Annotated in this window: 15 protein-coding genes; 13 read left to right on the top strand and 2 right to left on the bottom strand. The window is 55.3% G+C overall.

Features of this window, described 5'->3' with window-relative positions; genetic code table 11:
- Window position 1: 1 nt before the first annotated feature.
- From pxpB to nei, 4 genes are read left to right on the top strand one after another with little or no spacing between them, the layout of a single operon-like run.
- A complete protein-coding gene (gene pxpB, locus BJ887_RS15675) occupies window positions 2-658 on the top strand; it encodes a 5-oxoprolinase subunit PxpB (RefSeq protein ID WP_014169163.1) in 657 nt (218 codons plus the stop codon).
- Entirely contained in the window at window positions 652-1,584 is a 933-nt protein-coding gene (gene pxpC / locus BJ887_RS15670; RefSeq protein ID WP_032677695.1) for a 5-oxoprolinase subunit PxpC, read from the top strand. The genes pxpB and pxpC overlap by 7 nt, the downstream gene beginning before the upstream one ends.
- Window positions 1,571-2,308 (top strand): 5-oxoprolinase subunit PxpA, encoded by a 738-nt coding sequence (gene pxpA / locus BJ887_RS15665; protein ID WP_020884969.1) that lies wholly within the window; start codon window positions 1,571-1,573, stop codon window positions 2,306-2,308. Before pxpC ends, pxpA begins: the two co-directional genes overlap by 14 nt.
- A gap of 21 nt (window positions 2,309-2,329) precedes the next feature.
- Complete coding sequence (nei, locus tag BJ887_RS15660) at window positions 2,330-3,121, top strand: endonuclease VIII (RefSeq protein ID WP_047357111.1); 792 nt, start codon at window positions 2,330-2,332, stop codon at window positions 3,119-3,121.
- A 100-nt stretch (window positions 3,122-3,221) separates the two neighbouring features.
- On the opposite strand, the gene BJ887_RS15655 is transcribed toward nei, so the two are convergent.
- Window positions 3,222-4,505 (bottom strand): citrate synthase, encoded by a 1,284-nt coding sequence (locus tag BJ887_RS15655; RefSeq protein WP_014169167.1) that lies wholly within the window; start codon window positions 4,503-4,505, stop codon window positions 3,222-3,224.
- A gap of 641 nt (window positions 4,506-5,146) precedes the next feature.
- Here BJ887_RS15655 and sdhC point away from each other — a divergent pair.
- The 8 genes from sdhC to sucD all read left to right on the top strand — a co-directional run bounded on the left by sdhC (window position 5,147) and on the right by sucD (window position 14,786).
- Entirely contained in the window at window positions 5,147-5,551 is a 405-nt protein-coding gene (sdhC, locus tag BJ887_RS15650) for a succinate dehydrogenase cytochrome b556 subunit (RefSeq protein WP_025204654.1), read from the top strand.
- Window positions 5,545-5,892 (top strand): succinate dehydrogenase membrane anchor subunit, encoded by a 348-nt coding sequence (gene sdhD / locus BJ887_RS15645; protein ID WP_010428702.1) that lies wholly within the window; start codon window positions 5,545-5,547, stop codon window positions 5,890-5,892. Before sdhC ends, sdhD begins: the two co-directional genes overlap by 7 nt.
- A complete protein-coding gene (gene sdhA / locus BJ887_RS15640) occupies window positions 5,892-7,658 on the top strand; it encodes a succinate dehydrogenase flavoprotein subunit (protein ID WP_014883036.1) in 1,767 nt (588 codons plus the stop codon). Before sdhD ends, sdhA begins: the two co-directional genes overlap by 1 nt.
- Before the next feature lie 15 nt (window positions 7,659-7,673).
- A complete protein-coding gene (gene sdhB, locus BJ887_RS15635; RefSeq protein WP_014169170.1) occupies window positions 7,674-8,390 on the top strand; it encodes a succinate dehydrogenase iron-sulfur subunit SdhB in 717 nt (238 codons plus the stop codon).
- Between the two features lie 226 nt (window positions 8,391-8,616).
- On the top strand, window positions 8,617-11,424 hold the full coding sequence (gene sucA / locus BJ887_RS15630; protein ID WP_014169171.1) for a 2-oxoglutarate dehydrogenase E1 component: 2,808 nt from the start codon (window positions 8,617-8,619) through the stop codon (window positions 11,422-11,424).
- A 14-nt stretch (window positions 11,425-11,438) separates the two neighbouring features.
- Window positions 11,439-12,665: a 2-oxoglutarate dehydrogenase complex dihydrolipoyllysine-residue succinyltransferase gene (gene odhB, locus BJ887_RS15625; protein WP_121340089.1), complete on the top strand. Its 1,227-nt coding sequence runs from the start codon at window positions 11,439-11,441 to the stop codon at window positions 12,663-12,665.
- A gap of 85 nt (window positions 12,666-12,750) precedes the next feature.
- A complete protein-coding gene (gene sucC, locus BJ887_RS15620) occupies window positions 12,751-13,917 on the top strand; it encodes an ADP-forming succinate--CoA ligase subunit beta (protein ID WP_006809579.1) in 1,167 nt (388 codons plus the stop codon).
- Complete coding sequence (gene sucD / locus BJ887_RS15615; protein ID WP_014169173.1) at window positions 13,917-14,786, top strand: succinate--CoA ligase subunit alpha; 870 nt, start codon at window positions 13,917-13,919, stop codon at window positions 14,784-14,786. Before sucC ends, sucD begins: the two co-directional genes overlap by 1 nt.
- An 83-nt stretch (window positions 14,787-14,869) precedes the next feature.
- Here the strand turns inward: sucD and BJ887_RS15610 are convergent, their stop codons facing one another.
- Window positions 14,870-15,586, bottom strand: a complete 717-nt coding sequence (locus tag BJ887_RS15610) for a GntR family transcriptional regulator (protein WP_121340088.1) — start codon at window positions 15,584-15,586, stop codon at window positions 14,870-14,872.
- A 169-nt stretch (window positions 15,587-15,755) separates the two neighbouring features.
- Here BJ887_RS15610 and mngA point away from each other — a divergent pair, with 169 nt between their 5' ends.
- Window positions 15,756-17,672, top strand: a complete 1,917-nt coding sequence (gene mngA, locus BJ887_RS15605) for a PTS 2-O-a-mannosyl-D-glycerate transporter subunit IIABC (protein ID WP_121340087.1) — start codon at window positions 15,756-15,758, stop codon at window positions 17,670-17,672.
- The last annotated feature ends 2 nt before the right edge of the window (window positions 17,673-17,674 follow it).

Below are 17,674 nucleotides of genomic sequence, written 5' to 3'. Positions count from 1 at the left end.
AGTGCAGCGAGCGCGTTGTTATCTTCTGGGGGAAACGGCAGTGGTTCTGGAGCTGGAACCGCCAGTGACCCTTGCCACGCAAAAGCGTATCTGGCGGCTAACGCAGCGCCTGGCCGATGTGCCTGAAGTGGTTGAAGCGATTCCGGGTATGAATAACATCACCGTGGTGCTGCGTAATCCGCATACGCTGGCGCTGGATGCTATTGAACGTTTGCAGCGCTGGTGGGAAGAGAGCGAGGCGCTGGAGCCGGATTCCCGGACAATTGAGATCCCGGTGGTGTATGGCGGCGAGCATGGACCCGATCTTGGCGTGGTGGCGGAACACTGCGGATTAACGGAAAAGCAGGTGGTTGAATTGCACGCCTGCGTTGATTACGTGGTCTGGTTCTTAGGTTTCCAGCCGGGCTTCCCCTATCTGGGGGGGCTCTCACCGCAGTTGCATACGCCGCGTCGCGCCGAACCCCGCCTGAGCGTGCCGGCGGGCACGGTGGCTATCGGTGGTGAACAGACCGGCATTTATCCTCTGACGTCACCGGGGGGCTGGCAGCTTATCGGGCATACGTCCAGGCCGTTATTTGAACCAGGGCAGGAGGTTCCCATACTCCTTCGTCCCGGCGATACCCTGCGCTTTATCCCGCAGAAGGAGGGGGTATGTTAACGCTGATTCGCGCCGGGCTTTACACGTCCGTACAGGATGCCGGCCGCTTTGGCATGCGTCAGTCGGGCGTGAGCTACTGTGGGGCGCTGGACAGGCCTGCGCTGGAGATTGCTAACGTGCTGGTGGGCAACCCTGGCAGCACGGCGGCACTCGAAATTACGCTTGGCCAGTGTGTGATTGAATTCGGCGAGGAGACCTGGTTTGCCTTAACCGGGGCCGCTTGTGACGCCGAGCTGGATGGCAAAGCGGTCTGGACAGGCTGGCGGCTGCGGGCGAAAGCCGGGCAGCGTCTGACCCTCAAACGTCCTGTGCACGGCGTGCGAAGCTATCTTGCGGTTGCGGGAGGAATTGATGTGCCAGAGGTGCTGGGTTCATCCAGTACCGATCAGAAAGCCGGCATTGGCGGTCATGAAGGGCGCCTGCTGCGTGACGGCGATCGTCTGGCGGTTAAACCCTCAACGCGCCACTTCTCGACGGCCCAGGGGGTAAAACAGCTGTTATGGACCAACCAGATCCGTGCCTTACCGGGGCCGGAATATCAGGAGTTCGATGAAGTCGCTCAGGAGACGTTCTGGCGTTCGCCGTGGAAGATCAGCCCGCAAAGTAACCGTATGGGATACCGCCTGCAGGGGCAGCCATTGACCCGTACGACAGATCGGGAATTGCTCTCACACGGTTTATTGCCTGGCGTCATTCAGGTACCGGGTAACGGTCAGCCGATCGTGCTGATGAACGATGCGCAAACCACGGGGGGATACCCCCGTATTGCCTGCATCATTGAAGCGGATCGCTACCATCTGGCGCAAATTCCTCTCGGACAGCCGATTCATTTTGTGCAATGTTCGCTGGAGGAGGCGCTGAAGGCACGCCAGGATCAGCAGCGTTATCTGGAACAACTGGCATGGAGGCTCGATGGCAAAGATTGATTTAAACGCCGATCTGGGTGAGGGCGGAAGTGCTGATGCTGAACTGATGACGCTGGTCTCTTCGGTCAATATTGCCTGCGGGTTTCACGCGGGTGACGCGCAAACCATGCTGGTCAGCGTGCGTAATGCGATTAAGCACGGCGTGGCGATAGGGGCACATCCCAGTTTTCCTGACAGGGATAATTTTGGCCGCACGGCAATGGATCTCCCTCCTGAGACGGTGTATGCCCAGACGCTCTATCAAACGGGCGCGCTGGAGGCGATTGTGCGTTCCCAGCAGGGCGTGCTGCGCCATGTGAAACCCCACGGCATGCTCTACAATCAGGCGGCCAAAGATCCGGCCCTCGCGGATGCCATTGCCCGTGCGGTGCGGGACTGCAACCCGCAGCTCATCCTGGTGGGGCTGGCGGGGAGCGAGCTTATTCGTGCGGGACAGCGGCTGGGGTTAACCACCCGTCAGGAAGTTTTTGCTGACAGAGGGTACCAGCCGGACGGCAGCCTGGTTCCCCGTTCACTGCCCGGTGCGCTTATTACCGATGAATCACAGGCGCTGGCGCAAACGCTGGCGATGGTATGTGAGGGGTCGGTAAAGGCAATTGATGGTTCAACGGCCAGAGTCCAGGCGGATACGGTGTGTTTACACGGCGATGGTGAGCACGCGCTGCAGTTTGCACGCCGCTTACGGGCGGCCTTTGCGGAGCAGGGTATTCTCGTGAGTGCATGACATAACGATAAGGACAGAAAAATGCCTGAAGGCCCGGAGATCCGCCGTGCAGCGGATAGCCTCGAGGCGGCGATAAAAGGCAAACCGCTGACGGATGTCTGGTTTGCTTTTCCTCAACTGAAACCGTTTGAAGCCCAGCTGGTGGGGCAGACGGTGACGCACATTGAAACGCGCGGCAAAGCGCTGCTCACGCATTTCTCCCATAACCTGACGTTATATAGCCATAATCAGCTGTACGGCGTTTGGCGCGTGGTGAAGGCAAACGAGCAGCCGCAAACTACCCGCGTGCTGCGCGTCAGGCTACAGACGGCAGACAACGCGATTCTGCTCTACAGCGCATCTGATATCGAAATGTTAACGCCAGAGCAGCTGCTCACTCACCCGTTCCTGCAGCGCGTCGGGCCGGATGTGCTGGATATGAGCCTGACCCCGTGCGATGTGAAAGCCCGTCTGGTGTCACCTCGGTTTCGTAACCGACAGTTTTCCGGACTGTTGCTCGATCAGGCGTTTCTGGCTGGATTAGGAAATTACCTGCGGGTGGAGATCCTCTGGGAGGTGGGCCTGGCGGCGCAGCATAAGGCATCGCAACTCAGTGATGAACAGCTGGAGGCGTTATCCCACGCACTGCTGGATATCCCGCGCCTGTCGTACAACACGCGTGGCGTGGTGGATGACAACAAGCACCATGGGGCATTGTTCCGCTTTAAGGTGTTTCATCGTGAAGGGAAGGCGTGTGAACGATGCGGCGGGTTAATTGCGAAAACCACGCTGTCGTCGAGACCGTTTTACTGGTGTCCGCACTGCCAGAAGTAAAATGAAAACGGTAACCCAGGGGGTTACCGTTTTTAATGTCTTCACTCTCTCGGAGTAAGAGAGAGATGGGGTGAGGACATCAGGCCACACCCCGTTAACATCAGCGTTTGATGTCAGACTTAAAATCACGCTGCTCGTAGCCAGTATACAGCTGACGAGGACGGGCGATTTTCATGCCTTCGCTGTGCATTTCGTTCCAGTGCGCAATCCAGCCAACGGTACGTGCCATGGCGAAGATCACGGTGAACATGGAAGACGGAATGCCCATCGCTTTCAGAATAATGCCAGAGTAGAAATCGACGTTCGGGTAGAGTTTCTTCTCGATGAAGTACGGGTCGTTCAGCGCGATGTGCTCAAGCTCCATCGCCACTTCCAGCAGATCGTCTTTTGTACCCAGCTCTTTCAGCACTTCGTGGCATGTTTCACGCATAACGGTAGCGCGTGGGTCGTAGTTTTTGTACACACGGTGACCGAAGCCCATCAGACGGAAGGAGTCATTCTTGTCTTTCGCGCGACGCACGAATTCAGGAATGTGCTCAACGGAGCTGATCTCTTCCAGCATCTTCAGTGCCGCTTCGTTCGCGCCGCCGTGCGCCGGTCCCCACAGGGAGGCGATACCCGCAGCGATACAGGCGAACGGGTTCGCGCCTGAGGAGCCTGCGGTACGGACGGTGGAGGTGGAGGCGTTCTGTTCGTGGTCGGCGTGCAGGATCAGAATACGGTCCATCGCACGTTCCAGTACCGGGTTCACTTCGTACTCTTCACACGGCGTGGAGAACATCATGCGCAGGAAATTACCGGCGTAGGAGAGGTCGTTACGTGGATAAACAAACGGCTGGCCGATGGAGTATTTGTAACACATCGCTGCCATTGTCGGCATTTTGGACAGCAGGCGGAACGCCGCGATATCGCGGTGACGTGGATTATTCACGTCCAGCGAGTCGTGGTAGAACGCTGCCAGCGCACCGGTAATACCGCACATCACCGCCATTGGGTGAGAATCACGACGGAAAGCATGGAACAGACGGGTAATCTGCTCATGAATCATGGTGTGACGGGTCACGGTGGTTTTGAATTCATCGTATTGTGCCTGCGTCGGTTTTTCGCCGTTCAGCAGGATGTAGCACACTTCCAGATAGTTGGATTCGGTGGCTAACTGATCGATGGGGAAGCCGCGATGGAGCAGGATACCTTCGTCACCATCAATGAAGGTGATTTTGGATTCGCAAGATGCGGTAGAGGTAAATCCAGGGTCGAAGGTGAATACACCTTTAGAACCCAGCGTACGGATATCAATAACATCCTGACCGAGCGTGCCTTTTAGCACATCCAGTTCAACAGCAGTGTCACCATTTAGGGTGAGCGTTGCCTTTGTATCAGCCATTTACGGTCTCCTTAGCGCCTTATTGCTTAAGACTGCCAATTACCGGATTTGCATTCTGCTGATTTCTCACCGTTACCAGTTTGTTATTTGGCTTACCGCTCAGCTCACGAGGAGAAACCAGGGTACAGAGCTATGGCGCCTTGCAGGTAAAAACATGAAAAATCAGTGAAACAACAGCAAATCAGTGTCTTCGCAGTCCGAATTATTCAAACCTGTATATCACTAATAACTGTCCTGATAACTTCGGTCAATACCATCACACTGTTACATAACTATTTGTCAGGTGAAAGTGAGACCTCATAACTTTTGCGCATTATATGCCTTTTCTGATGACGTTTGTAACAATATTGTTTAACATTTGTCAAATCAGATGATTAAAAATTAAAAAGATGTTGTTATCGTGACCCTGATCACTGTTCCAGAGAAAACCCGACAAACTGTATGTAGGTTAATTGTAATGATTTTGTGAACGGCCTATACTGCCGCCAGGTCTCCGGAACACCCTGCAATCCCGAGCCACCCAGCGTTGTAACGTGTCGTTTTAGCATTTGGAAGCAATGTTTTGCATGACGCGCAGTTATAGAAAAGGAACGCTGTCTGACCCGCATCGCAGTCCGGAGGAAGGAAACAATAAGAACAGCATGTGGGCGTTATTCATGATAAGAAATGTGAAAAAACAAAGACCTGTCAATCTGGATCTCAAAACGATCCGGTTCCCTGTAACAGCAATAGCGTCCATTCTGCACCGCGTTTCTGGTGTGATTACGTTTGTGGCGGTCGGCATTCTGCTGTGGTTACTGGGTACCAGCCTCTCTTCTCCTGAAGGATTCCTCCAGGCCTCTGCCATCATGAACAGCTTCTTCGTGAAATTTATCATGTGGGGCATTCTGACTGCGCTGGCGTACCACGTTGTTGTGGGCATTCGTCATATGCTGATGGACTTTGGCTACCTGGAAGAGACTTTCGAAGCCGGTAAACGCTCCGCTAATATTTCATTTGTATTGACTGTCGTGCTTTCACTTCTCGCAGGAGTTCTCGTATGGTAAGCAACGCCTCCGCATTAGGACGCAACGGCGTACATGACTTCATTCTGGTCCGTGCTACCGCCATCGTTCTCACCCTTTATATCATCTATATGATTGGTTTCTTCGCGACCAGCGGCACGCTGACGTGGGAAATCTGGAGTGGGTTCTTCGGATCTGCCTTCACCAAAGTGTTCACCCTGCTGGCTCTGTTCTCCATCCTTATCCATGCCTGGATTGGTATGTGGCAGGTGTTGACCGATTACGTTAAACCACTGGCGATTCGCCTTCCTCTGCAGCTGGTCATTGTCGTTGCACTGGTGGTTTACGTTATTTATGGATTCGTTGTGGTGTGGGGTGTGTAATGAAACTGCCAGTCAGAGAATTTGATGCTGTTGTGATTGGTGCTGGTGGCGCAGGTATGCGTGCAGCACTGCAAATTTCCCAGAGCGGCCAGACCTGTGCGCTGCTCTCTAAAGTCTTCCCGACCCGTTCCCACACTGTCTCCGCGCAGGGCGGTATTACCGTTGCGCTGGGCAATTCCCATGAAGATAACTGGGAATGGCACATGTATGACACGGTCAAAGGTTCCGACTACATCGGCGACCAGGATGCTATCGAATATATGTGTAAGACTGGCCCGGAAGCGATTCTGGAGCTGGATCACATGGGGCTGCCGTTCTCCCGTCTGGAAAATGGCACCATTTATCAGCGTCCGTTTGGCGGCCAGTCGAAAAACTTCGGCGGCGAGCAGGCGGCACGTACTGCAGCTGCGGCTGACCGTACCGGTCACGCACTGCTGCACACGCTGTATCAACAGAACCTGAAAAACCACACGACTATTTTCTCCGAGTGGTATGCGCTGGATCTGGTGAAAAACGCCGATGGCGCCGTTGTAGGTTGTACCGCGCTGTGTATTGAAACCGGTGAAGTGGTCTACTTCAAAGCGCGTGCTACCGTGCTGGCGACCGGCGGTGCAGGCCGTATTTATCAATCTACCACCAACGCCCACATCAACACCGGTGACGGCGTAGGTATGGCTATCCGCGCCGGCGTACCGGTGCAGGATATGGAAATGTGGCAGTTCCACCCAACCGGCATCGCCGGTGCCGGCGTGCTGGTAACAGAAGGCTGCCGTGGTGAAGGGGGTTACCTGCTGAACAAACACGGCGAGCGCTTCATGGAGCGTTATGCCCCGAATGCGAAAGACCTGGCGGGTCGTGACGTGGTGGCGCGTTCCATCATGATCGAAATCCGTGAAGGCCGCGGCTGTGACGGCCCATGGGGTCCACACGCGAAGCTGAAACTCGACCATCTGGGTAAAGAGGTTCTGGAATCACGTCTGCCAGGCATTCTGGAGCTGTCTCGTACCTTCGCGCACGTCGATCCAGTGAAAGAGCCTATCCCGGTAATCCCAACCTGTCACTACATGATGGGCGGTATTCCGACCAAAGTGACCGGCCAGGCGCTGACCGTGAACGAGCAGGGTGAAGACGTTGTTATCCCGGGCCTGTTTGCCGTCGGTGAAATTGCCTGCGTATCCGTACACGGTGCAAACCGTCTGGGCGGGAACTCCCTGCTTGACCTGGTGGTATTTGGTCGTGCGGTAGGTCTGCATCTGCAAGAGTCTATTGCCGAGCAGGGTGCGCTGCGTGATGCCACCGACGATGAAATTGATGCCTCGCTTGAGCGTCTGAACCGCTGGAACGGCAACCGTAATGGTGAAGATCCGGTGGAAATCCGCAAAGCGCTGCAGGAATGTATGCAGCACAACTTCTCGGTATTCCGTGAAGGGGATGCGATGGCCAAAGGTCTTGAGCAGCTGAAAGCGATCCGCGAGCGTCTGAAAAATGCCCGTCTGGACGACACGTCCAGCGAGTTCAATACCCAGCGCGTTGAGTGTCTGGAGCTGGATAACCTGATGGAAACGGCGTTCGCTACCGCGATGTCGGCAAACTTCCGTACCGAGAGCCGTGGCGCGCATAGCCGCTTCGACTTCCCGGATCGTGACGATGAAAACTGGCTGTGCCATTCCCTGTATCTGCCAGAGTCGGAATCCATGACGCGTCGTAGCGTCAATATGGAACCGAAACTGCGTCCGGCGTTCCCGCCGAAGATTCGTACTTACTAATGCGGAGACAGGATAATGAAACTCGAATTCTCAGTTTATCGTTATAACCCGGATGTAGATGATGCTCCGCGTATGCAGGATTACACCCTGGAAGCGGAAGAAGGCCGTGACATGATGCTGCTGGATGCCTTAATCCAGCTGAAAGAAAAAGATCCGACACTGTCGTTCCGTCGCTCATGCCGTGAAGGCGTTTGTGGCTCTGACGGTGTGAACATGAACGGTAAAAATGGTCTGGCCTGCATCACGCCAATTTCAGCGTTGCAGCGCGCGGGTCAGAAAATTGTTATCCGTCCTTTGCCAGGTCTGCCAGTCGTTCGTGATTTGGTGGTAGACATGGGGCAATTCTATGCACAATATGAGAAGATTAAGCCTTACTTATTGAATAATGGGCAAAATCCACCGGCTCGTGAGCACTTACAGTCTCCTGAGCAGCGTGAAAAACTCGACGGTTTGTACGAGTGTATTCTCTGTGCATGTTGCTCGACCTCTTGCCCGTCGTTCTGGTGGAACCCGGACAAGTTTATCGGCCCGGCCGGTCTGCTGGCTGCCTATCGCTTCCTGATCGATAGCCGCGACACCGAAACCGACAGTCGTCTGGAAGGACTGAGTGATGCTTTCAGCGTATTCCGCTGCCATAGCATCATGAACTGCGTCAGTGTATGTCCTAAGGGACTGAACCCGACGCGCGCCATCGGCCATATTAAGTCGATGCTGCTGCAGCGCAGTGCATAAGTAACAGGAGGGGAGCGTTGTTCCCCTCACCCTGACCCTCTCCTGACAGGAGAGGGGATAAAATGTAGGAAACCTCTAAAAACTGCCCCGAGGTGCAGACAGTTTTTAAAGGTTCCTTCGCGAGCCCAAGACAACATAAGAGCTCGCAGGTGAACCCCGGCACGTACGTGTTGTACGTGGTAGTTTCTACGGCGAAAGTAAGCATAAAAATGCTTAAGGGATCACGATGCAGAACGGCGCAATGAAAGCCTGGCTGGACTCTTCTTACCTCTCTGGTTCAAACCAGAGCTGGATAGAACAGCTCTATGAAGACTTCTTAACCGATCCTGACTCAGTGGACGCAAACTGGCGTTCCATGTTCCAGCAGTTACCTGGCACTGGAGTCAAACCGGATCAATTCCATTCCAAAACACGTGATTATTTCCGTCGTCTGGCGAAGGATGCCTCACGTTACTCTTCTGCGATTTCCGACCCTGACACCAATGCGAAGCAGGTTAAAGTCCTGCAGCTTATCAACGCTTATCGCTTCCGTGGTCACCAGCATGCGAATCTCGATCCGCTGGGACTGTGGAAACAAGATCGTGTGGCGGATCTCGATCCGGCGTATCACGATCTGACCGAGGCCGATTTCCAGGAAAGCTTTAACGTAGGTTCCTTTGCCATCGGCAAAGACACGATGAAGTTGGGCGAGCTGATTGACGCGCTCAAGCAAACCTACTGCGGCTCCATCGGCGCGGAATATATGCACATCACCTCTACAGAAGAGAAACGCTGGATCCAGCAGCGCATCGAATCTGTGGCGGGCCACGCGAATTTCTCTGCTGAAGAGAAAAAACGCTTCCTCAGCGAACTGACCGCAGCAGAAGGCCTTGAGCGCTATCTGGGCGCGAAATTCCCGGGTGCGAAACGCTTCTCGCTGGAAGGCGGCGACGCGCTGGTACCTATGCTGAAAGAGCTGATTCGTCACGCGGGCAAAAGCGGTACCCGTGAAGTGGTGCTGGGTATGGCGCACCGCGGTCGTCTGAACGTACTGGTCAACGTGCTGGGTAAAAAACCGCAGGACCTGTTCGACGAATTCGCGGGCAAACATAAAGAACACCTCGGCACCGGTGACGTGAAGTACCACATGGGCTTCTCGTCTGATATCGAAACCGAAGGCGGTCTGGTTCACCTGGCGCTGGCGTTTAACCCGTCACACCTGGAAATCGTGAGCCCGGTGGTTATCGGTTCTGTGCGTGCGCGTCTGGATCGTCTGGACGAGCCGAGCAGCAACAAAGTCCTGCCAATCACCATTCACGGTGACGCGGCGGTCACAGGGCAGGGCGTGGTTCAGGAAACGCTGAACATGTCCAAGGCGCGTGGTTACGAAGTGGGCGGTACCGTTCGCATTGTTATCAACAACCAGGTGGGCTTCACGACCTCTAACCCACTGGATGCGCGTTCTACCCCGTACTGCACCGACATCGGTAAGATGGTTCAGGCGCCGATCTTCCACGTTAACGCGGATGACCCGGAAGCCGTGGCGTTCGTTACCCGTCTGGCGCTGGACTACCGTAACACCTTCAAACGCGATGTGTTCATCGACCTGTTCTGCTACCGCCGTCATGGCCACAACGAAGCTGACGAGCCAAGTGCAACGCAGCCGCTGATGTATCAGAAAATCAAAAAACACCCGACGCCACGCAAAATCTATGCTGACAAGCTGGAAGGCGACAACGTGACGACGCTGGAAGATGCGACCGAAATGGTCAACCTCTACCGCGACGCGCTGGATGCGGGTGAATGCGTAGTGAAAGAGCTGCGCCCGATGAACATGCACTCCTTTACCTGGTCGCCGTACCTCAACCACGAGTGGGATGAGAGCTACCCGAACAAGGTAGAGATGAAGCGCCTGCAGGAGCTGGCTAAACGTATCAGCACCGTACCAGACGCTATCGAGATGCAGTCTCGCGTAGCGAAAATTTATGCTGACCGTCAATCAATGGCAGCGGGCGAGAAGCTGTTCGACTGGGGCGGGGCGGAAACACTGGCTTACGCAACGCTGGTTGATGAAGGCATTCCTGTTCGTCTGTCCGGTGAAGATGCGGGCCGTGGCACCTTCTTCCACCGTCACGCGGTAGTTCACAACCAGACTAACGGTTCAACCTATACTCCGCTGCAGCATGTCCATAACGGTCAGGGTCAGTTCAAGGTATGGGACTCCGTCCTGTCTGAAGAAGCGGTACTGGCATTCGAATACGGCTACGCCACCGCGGAACCGCGCACCCTGACTATCTGGGAAGCGCAGTTCGGTGACTTCGCCAACGGCGCCCAGGTCGTTATCGACCAGTTCATCTCGTCCGGCGAGCAGAAATGGGGCCGTATGTGTGGCCTGGTGATGCTGCTGCCACACGGTTACGAAGGTCAGGGTCCGGAGCACTCCTCCGCCCGTCTGGAACGTTATCTGCAGCTCTGCGCTGAGCAGAACATGCAGGTGTGCGTGCCGTCCACTCCGGCTCAGGTCTACCACATGCTGCGTCGTCAGGCGCTGCGCGGTATGCGCCGTCCGCTGGTGGTCATGTCGCCAAAATCCCTGCTGCGCCACCCGCTGGCGGTGTCCAGCCTGGACGAACTGGCGAACGGCACCTTCCTGCCTGCCATCGGTGAGGTTGATGAACTGGATCCGCAGGCCGTTAAGCGTGTTGTGATGTGTTCTGGTAAGGTTTATTACGACCTGCTGGAACAGCGCCGTAAGAACGACCAGAAAGATGTCGCCATCGTACGTATCGAACAGCTTTATCCATTCCCGCACCAGGCGGTGCAGGAAGCGTTGAAACCGTATGCTCACGTGCATGATTTTGTCTGGTGCCAGGAAGAGCCGCTCAACCAGGGCGCCTGGTACTGCAGTCAGCATCATTTCCGTGAAGTCATTCCATTTGGGTCTGCCCTGCGTTATGCAGGTCGCCCGGCCTCCGCCTCTCCGGCGGTAGGGTATATGTCCGTTCACCAGAAGCAGCAACAAGATCTGGTCAATGACGCGCTGAACGTCGATTAATTAAAGGATACATAATGAGTAGCGTAGATATTCTTGTTCCCGACCTGCCTGAGTCCGTAGCAGATGCGACCGTCGCCACCTGGCACAAAAAACCGGGCGATAGCGTTAAGCGCGATGAAGTGCTGGTAGAAATCGAAACTGACAAAGTGGTACTGGAAGTACCGGCTTCAGCGGATGGCATTCTGGATGCAGTCCTGGAAGACGAAGGGACAACCGTAACCTCCCGTCAGATCCTGGGTCGCCTGCGTGAAGGCAACAGCGCGGGCAAAGAGTCCAGCGCGAAGTCTGACGAAAAAGCGTCTACCCCAGCCCAGCGTCAGCAGGCCTCTCTGGAAGAGCAGACTAACGACGCGCTCAGCCCGGCGATCCGTCGCCTGCTGGCCGAGCACAACCTGGATGCGGCTGCCATTAAAGGCACCGGTGTCGGTGGTCGTCTGACCCGTGAAGATATCGAGAAGCATCTGGCGAAAGCCCCTGCTCAGGCAGAAGCTAAAGCGCCAGCAGCGGCAGCGGCGCCGTCAGCACAGCCTGCGCTGGGTGCCCGTAGCGAAAAACGCGTGCCGATGACTCGCCTGCGTAAGCGTGTGGCTGAGCGTCTGCTGGAAGCGAAAAACTCCACCGCGATGCTGACCACCTTCAACGAAGTGAATATGAAGCCAATCATGGACCTGCGTAAGCAGTACGGTGACGCGTTTGAAAAACGTCACGGTATCCGTCTGGGCTTTATGTCCTTCTACGTGAAAGCGGTTGTTGAAGCGCTGAAACGCTACCCGGAAGTTAACGCCTCTATCGATGGCGATGACGTGGTTTACCACAACTACTTCGACGTCAGCATGGCAGTCTCTACGCCACGTGGTCTGGTTACCCCTGTTCTGCGTGATGTCGATACTCTGGGTATGGCTGACATCGAGAAAAAGATTAAAGAGCTGGCTGTAAAAGGTCGCGACGGCAAGCTGACCGTAGACGATCTGACCGGCGGTAACTTCACCATTACCAACGGCGGCGTTTTCGGTTCACTGATGTCTACCCCGATCATCAACCCGCCGCAGAGCGCGATCCTGGGTATGCATGCCATTAAAGATCGTCCAATGGCGGTAGACGGCAAAGTGGAGATCCTGCCAATGATGTATCTGGCTCTCTCTTACGATCACCGTCTGATCGACGGCCGCGAGTCCGTGGGCTTCCTGGTTGCCATTAAAGAGCTGCTGGAAGATCCAACGCGTCTGCTGCTGGACGTCTAGTTTTAGCAGTCTTGCCCGGCGGCGCGTTGTCTGCCGGGCCTACAAAAGCACTACCTAACGATTACCTGAAGGATGGATAGAACACATGAACTTACATGAATATCAGGCCAAACAGCTGTTTGCCCGGTATGGCTTACCGGCTCCGGTGGGTTATGCCTGTACTACCCCGCGTGAAGCAGAAGAAGCCGCATCTAAAATCGGTTCCGGCCCTTGGGTAGTTAAGTGTCAGGTTCACGCTGGTGGCCGTGGTAAAGCGGGCGGTGTGAAGGTTGTTAAGAGTAAAGAAGAGATTCGTGCGTTTGCTGAACATTGGCTCGGCAAGCGTCTGGTAACGTACCAGACAGATGCGAACGGTCAGCCTGTCAACCAGATCCTGGTTGAAGCTGCAACTGACATCGCGAAAGAACTGTACCTGGGTGCGGTTGTTGACCGTAGCTCCCGTCGTGTGGTGTTCATGGCGTCTACCGAAGGCGGCGTGGAAATCGAGAAAGTGGCAGAAGAGACGCCACACCTGATCCACAAAGTGGCGATCGATCCGCTGGCAGGCCCTATGCCTTACCAGGGTCGTGAGCTGGCGTTCAAACTGGGTCTGGAAGGCAAGCTGGTTCAGCAGTTCACCAAGATCTTCATGGGTCTGGCAACCATCTTCCTGGAGCGCGACCTGGCGCTGATCGAGATCAACCCGCTGGTCATCACCACTCAGGGCGACCTGATCTGCCTCGACGGCAAACTGGGCGCTGACGGCAACGCACTGTTCCGCCAGCCGGATCTGCGTGAAATGCGCGACCAGTCTCAGGAAGACCCGCGTGAAGCGCAGGCTGCACAGTGGGAACTGAACTACGTGGCGCTGGATGGCAACATCGGCTGCATGGTTAACGGCGCAGGTCTGGCGATGGGCACCATGGACATCGTTAAGCTGCACGGCGGTGAGCCTGCAAACTTCCTCGACGTGGGTGGTGGCGCAACCAAAGAGCGTGTAACCGAAGCGTTCAAAATCATCCTCTCTGACGACAACGTCAAAGCCGTGCTGGTTAACATCTTCGGCGGTATCGTGCGTTGCGACCTGATCGCAGACGGTATCATCGGTGCGGTAGAAGAAGTGGGTGTTAACGTCCCGGTTGTGGTGCGTCTGGAAGGTAACAACGCTGAACTCGGCGCGAAAAAACTGGCTGACAGCGGCCTGAATATTATTGCAGCGAAAAGTCTGACGGATGCAGCTCAGCAGGTTGTTGCCGCAGTGGAGGGGAAATAATGTCAGTTTTAATTAATAAAGATACCAAGGTTATCTGCCAGGGCTTCACCGGTAGCCAGGGGACTTTCCACTCCGAACAGGCGATTGCCTACGGCACGCAGATGGTTGGCGGCGTAACGCCAGGTAAAGGCGGCACCACGCACCTGGGCCTGCCGGTATTCAACACCGTGCGCGAAGCAGTTGAAGCGACGGGCGCGACCGCGACCGTTATCTACGTTCCGGCTCCGTTCTGCAAAGACTCGATTCTGGAAGCGATTGACGCGGGCATCAAGCTCATCATCACCATCACCGAAGGTATCCCGACGCTGGATATGCTGACCGTGAAAGTGAAGCTGGATGAAGCTGGCGTGCGCATGATCGGCCCGAACTGCCCGGGCGTTATCACCCCAGGCGAATGCAAAATCGGCATCATGCCGGGTCACATTCACAAACCGGGTAAAGTGGGTATCGTCTCCCGTTCCGGTACGCTGACCTATGAAGCGGTTAAGCAGACTACCGACTACGGTTTCGGCCAGTCCACCTGTGTGGGCATCGGTGGTGACCCCATCCCAGGTTCTAACTTCATTGATATCCTGAAAATGTTCCAGGAAGATCCGCAGACCGAAGCGATCGTGATGATCGGTGAAATCGGCGGTAGCGCAGAAGAAGAAGCGGCTGCGTATATCAAAGAACATGTGACCAAGCCGGTTGTCGGTTATATCGCAGGTGTGACAGCGCCGAAAGGTAAGCGTATGGGTCACGCAGGCGCGATTATCGCAGGCGGTAAAGGTACGGCTGATGAGAAATTCGCCGCGCTGGAAGCCGCAGGCGTGAAAACCGTTCGCAGCCTGGCGGATATCGGCGAAGCACTGAAATCCATCATTAAGTAAATCCTCTCTGCTCCCTGTAAAAGGGAGCGTTGAAGTAATAAGTGTCCGTTTCGACATGGTTGGCCGCTGTAAAGCGGCCTTTTTTAATGCCTGCGTTTTGCGACCAGCGTGAATTTGTAATCGTCGCTGTTAAACACGTTACGGCTGTATTCAAACACCCGCCCATCCTTCAGAAAGCCGCGTGACACCTTTTCCAGTATCGGTTTTGCCGGATCCAGCGCCAGCGCGTCGATCGCCTCCTGTGAGGGCACGATCGGAACCAGTTCCTGTTCACTGCGATCGATAACCATCTTCTTGATCTGTTCGATGTAGTGATATTTGGAATTTTCCATCACCTCCCAGGTGAGGTCGGCGAACATCGCCAGCGGCATCCACGTCTCTTCCAGATTCACCGGTTTTTGCTTAATAAAGCGCACCCGTTTGACATGCCACACTTTGTCATCCGGGCGAATGTTAAGCGTCTCAGCCAGTTTCACATCCGCTTTGATCACTTCGAATGTTTTTACGTCGCTGTGGGTATCGACGTTTCGGTCCGCCAGTTTTTCATAAAAGCCGGTAAGCTGATAAATGTCGTAATTGACGCGCTCCTCTTTCACATAGGAGCCGCTGCCCTGAATGCTCTCGATAATCTGCTCTTCAGTGAGGAGCTTCAGTGCCTGCCTCACCGTGACGCGACTGACGCTAAATGTCTCCTGCAGGCTGGATTCCGTCGGTAACGCATCACCGGGTTTTAACTCACTGGCGGTAATTTTCTCGCGAAGCGCATCCGCTATCTGCCGGTACATCGGTTTATTGCCCATGTCGTCTGCCTTCTAATACCTTTTCACGGAATTATGCCTCCAGCACAGAATTTGTAAATAATACAAATTAAATACAAATTGTCGGTGTTAGTGAAAATGATCACATAAAGGTATCAGTCCGTCTGTCACAATCGATTCTGAACAATTACCCTTGAGTGTGAGGATCCTGATGAACCTGACGACCCTGACCCATCCCGACGCTGTCTGCGTGCAGGCGCAGTACACCAGTCGTGATGAAGCAATACGCCAGCTCACGATGCGGCTGGTGACGCTCGGCAAAATTACCGACGGCAATGCGTTTTTAACCGAAGTCTTTCATCGGGAATCGCTAGGCCCTACCGCGCTTGGCGAAGGGCTGGCAGTCCCGCATGGTAAATCAGCGGTGGTGAAAGAGGCGGCTTTTGCCGTAGCCACCCTGTGTGAACCGCTGAGCTGGGAAGGCGTGGATGGCCCGGAAAATGTCGAGCTGATTTTCCTGCTTGCCATTCCACCGGCTGAAGCTGGCTCAACCCATATCCAGGTGCTGACTGAACTTACTTCTCGTCTGGCGGATGAAACTCTTCGGGCGCGCGTCATGGCGGCTACCACGGCAGCAGCGCTACTCGCCGCGCTGGACGATGTGCCACAGGAAGATAACGCTGTCGCGTTCGTGGATGCGCCAACCATCGTTTGTGTAACTGCATGCCCCGCCGGCATTGCGCATACCTATATGGCAGCTGAGTATCTGGAAAAAGCGGGGCGTAAGCTTGGCGTAAACGTGGTGGTGGAAAAGCAGGGGGCGAACGGTATCGAAGGGCGGTTGACCGCGCAGCAGTTACGCACTGCGCAGGCCTGTATCATTGCCGCAGAAGTGGCTCTCAAAGAGAGCGAGCGTTTTCAGGGCATCCCGACGCTGTCCGTGCCGGTCGCGGAACCGCTTCGCCATGCCGAAGCGCTTATTAAGCGTGCGTTGGCCTTACCCCCCGCGGACACGGATCGCCAGGTGCACACCGGCAATGATGTGAGCAAGAGCCTTAAAACGGAGCTTAAGCAGGCCCTGCTCAGCGGTATTTCCTTTGCCGTGCCGCTGATTGTGGCGGGAGGCACGGTGCTGGCCGTCGCGGTATTGCTGGCACAGATGTTGGGATTACAGCATCTGTTTGAGCAAGAGAACTCATGGCTGTGGATGTATCGCAAACTCGGCGGGGGGATGTTAGGCACGTTAATGGTGCCGGTACTGGCCGCGTATACCGCCTACTCGCTGGCAGATAAACCTGCTCTGGCGCCGGGTTTTGCGGCCGGTCTTGCCGCCAATATGATCGGTTCAGGTTTTTTAGGGGCGATTGCAGGTGGCCTGATTGCCGGCTATCTGATGCGCTGGGTGAAAAACCATATCCGTCTGAGTCAGCATTATAACGGCTTTTTAACCTATTACCTCTACCCGGTGATTGGCGTGCTGGGCGCGGGCAGCCTGATGCTGTTCGTGATCGGCGAGCCGGTCGCGTGGATCAACTCCTCCCTCACGGCATGGCTTAACGGGCTCTCCGGTGCCAATGCGCTGCTACTGGGCACTCTGCTCGGTTTTATGTGCTCGTTCGATTTAGGGGGACCGGTCAACAAAGCGGCCTATGCGTTCTGTCTGGGGGCGATGGCCAACGGCGTTTACGGGCCGTATGCCATTTTTGCTTCCGTCAAAATGGTCTCGGCTTTTACCGTCACGGCTTCAACCATGCTGGCACCGCATCTCTTTAAACCGTTTGAAATCGAAACCGGCAAGTCGACGTGGCTGCTGGGCCTTGCGGGCATCACCGAAGGGGCAATTCCGATGGCCATTGAAGATCCGCTGCGGGTGATTGGCTCGTTTGTTGTTGGCTCGATGGCAACAGGGGCGATTATCGGTGCAATGGGTATCGGGTTGTCTACGCCGGGGGCGGGCATCTTCTCTCTCTTTTTACTGCATGACGCGGGGATGGGTGGCGCGATCGCGGCGGCAGGCTGGTTTGGTGCTGCGCTGGCGGGAACGATGCTCTCTACGCTCATCTTACTGTTCTGGCGACGTCAGGGCGTAAAAAAAGGCAAATACCTGACGGAAGACGTCACGCCATAAAT

The organism is Enterobacter sp. WPR_3_1 (assembly GCF_003635055.1).
Taxonomy (GTDB): domain Bacteria; phylum Pseudomonadota; class Gammaproteobacteria; order Enterobacterales; family Enterobacteriaceae; genus Enterobacter; species Enterobacter ludwigii.
This window is presented reverse-complemented; position numbering and strand designations above follow the sequence as displayed.